This is a genomic window from Psychrobacter sp. FME13, assembly GCF_014861395.1.
In the GTDB taxonomy this organism is placed as follows: Bacteria; Pseudomonadota; Gammaproteobacteria; order Pseudomonadales; family Moraxellaceae; genus Psychrobacter.
This window is the reverse complement of the sequence record NZ_RRYV01000269.1, coordinates 1-1,870: the sequence shown is the minus strand read 5'-3', so window position 1 is coordinate 1,870 and position 1,870 is coordinate 1. Positions and strand designations below refer to the sequence as shown.

3 protein-coding genes and 1 pseudogene are annotated in these 1,870 nt (G+C 45.7%); 3 read left to right on the top strand and 1 reads right to left on the bottom strand.

The features are described 5' to 3' along the window. A partial coding sequence (locus EI164_RS15865) for an IS1 family transposase (RefSeq protein WP_192519804.1) occupies positions 1-113 on the bottom strand: 113 nt, incomplete at its 3' end. 75 nt (positions 114-188) lie between these two features. Here EI164_RS15865 and mltG point away from each other — a divergent pair. From mltG to EI164_RS17545, 3 genes and pseudogenes are all read left to right on the top strand, one after another. Then, a pseudogene (mltG, locus tag EI164_RS15860) lies at positions 189-872 on the top strand (endolytic transglycosylase MltG); the annotation flags it as partial. Between the two features lie 114 nt (positions 873-986). Then, positions 987-1,727 (top strand): dTMP kinase, encoded by a 741-nt coding sequence (tmk, locus tag EI164_RS15855; protein WP_192520953.1) that lies wholly within the window; start codon positions 987-989, stop codon positions 1,725-1,727. A 30-nt stretch (positions 1,728-1,757) separates the two neighbouring features. Next, positions 1,758-1,870, top strand: a 113-nt coding sequence (locus EI164_RS17545; protein ID WP_413038446.1) for a transposase, incomplete at its 3' end; no start/stop codon positions are given.

The window sequence follows — 1,870 nt, the reverse complement described above, 5'->3', positions numbered from 1 at the left end:
TGACGTTTGCAGTCCTTGCACTGGTAGTTCTGCTTGCCATAGCTTTTTTTGCCGTTTTTCTTTAAACTGGGACTGTGACAGTCGGGGCAATTGATCTGTATTTGTGTCTTCATAACCTCAAATATATCATCTTGCTTCGGCTGTCACCCTTCTTTTATTACTCCAGCATACTTTTTGATACACCACCCAAAAAAGAAGTGCTAATCGAGGGTAGCGACAATGCCAGTATCGCTAAGGCGTTAGAGCTAAGTAGTATACTGCCAAGCTCTGTGACTGATAGTGATGATGCTATCGTCAATTATAATCTAGAAGGTTGGTTCGCCCCTGATACTTATTATTATGGTGAGAACACCAGTGATAAACAGGTATTGACTGACTTGTATAAACGCCAGCAGCAAGCGCTAAATGATGCATGGGAAAGCCGTGCACCGGACTTGCCTTATGCCACACCTTATGAAGCGCTAGTGATGGCGTCTATTATCGAAAAAGAAACCGGCGTAGCAGAAGAGCGTCCGTTGGTGTCTGCAGTATTTAGAAACCGTCTGAATCAAGGCATGCGCATGCAAACGGATCCGACCATTATCTATGGTATGGGTAGCCGCTATGATGGTAATATTCGTCGTCAGGACATCAATGAAAAAACGTCTTATAATACGTATCAAATTGATGGCTTACCACCAACGCCAATCGCACTGCCATCTGCGGCCTCCATCGAGGCAACTCTGCATCCAGCAGACAGCGAGGCATTATATTTTGTAGCGACGGGTAATGGCGGTCACAAATTTACCAATAGCTTGGCTGAGCATAACCAAGCGGTAAAAGATTATTTAAAAGTCATGCGCGAAAAGAAAGCACAAGCAGCAGCAGAGTAACTTGGTATATAAAGCCAGCACTTCTATCGCTTCTCAAAAAACCTATCATTTACTGAGCGTTGTGTCATTAGCTATCTAACTACATGACGCTTATCAATGACACAAGGTCATATCATGTCAGCACCTGTACAAGAGCAGTTATCTCAAACAACCTCGCCTAAAGAAAACCCCGATATTATGCCTAATCAAGGGCGTTTTATCAGCTTTGAAGGGACAGAAGGCGTGGGGAAAACCACCGCTATTGATCAACTGTGCTCACGTCTACAAGACAATGGCATCGACTATCTGCGTACCCGTGAGCCGGGTGGCAGTCCGTTTGCAGAGCGTTTGCGAGAGATATTACTAGACCCTGTGACCGATATTAATGACGATACAGAGTTATTGCTACTATTTGCCGCGCGCTGTGACCATATGCAGCAAGTCATTCTACCTGCGTTACAACGCGGTACATGGGTGATATGCGACCGCTTTACTGATTCAAGCATTGCCTATCAGGGCTTTGGTCGTGCGCATGGTGATGCAGCAGTACGAGCCAAGATTGATGCGCTTATCGAGCAATTTGTGCCCCAGTTGCCTGAGCTGACATTGTGGTTAGACTTGCCTGTATTAGAAGGCATGGCACGCGCTAATAAGCGCAGTGCTGCGGATCGTTTTGAGCAGCAAGCCACTGAGTTTTTTACGTGGGTGCATCAAGGATTTGGTACGCTTGCCGCGCAGTATCCCGAACGTATACAGCGTATTGATGCATCAGGAAGTACCGATGAGGTGAGTGCGCGTGTGTGGCAGGCAGTACAAGATAAGTTGGATATTAGGTGGTGTATCAAAAAGTATGCTGGAGTAATAAAAGAAGGGTGACAGCCGAAGCAAGATGATATATTTGAGGTTATGAAGACACAAATACAGATCAATTGCCCCGACTGTCACAGTCCCAGTTTTTCGATACACGGCAAAAAAAGCTATGGCAAGCAGAACTACCAGTGCAAGGACTGCAAACGTCA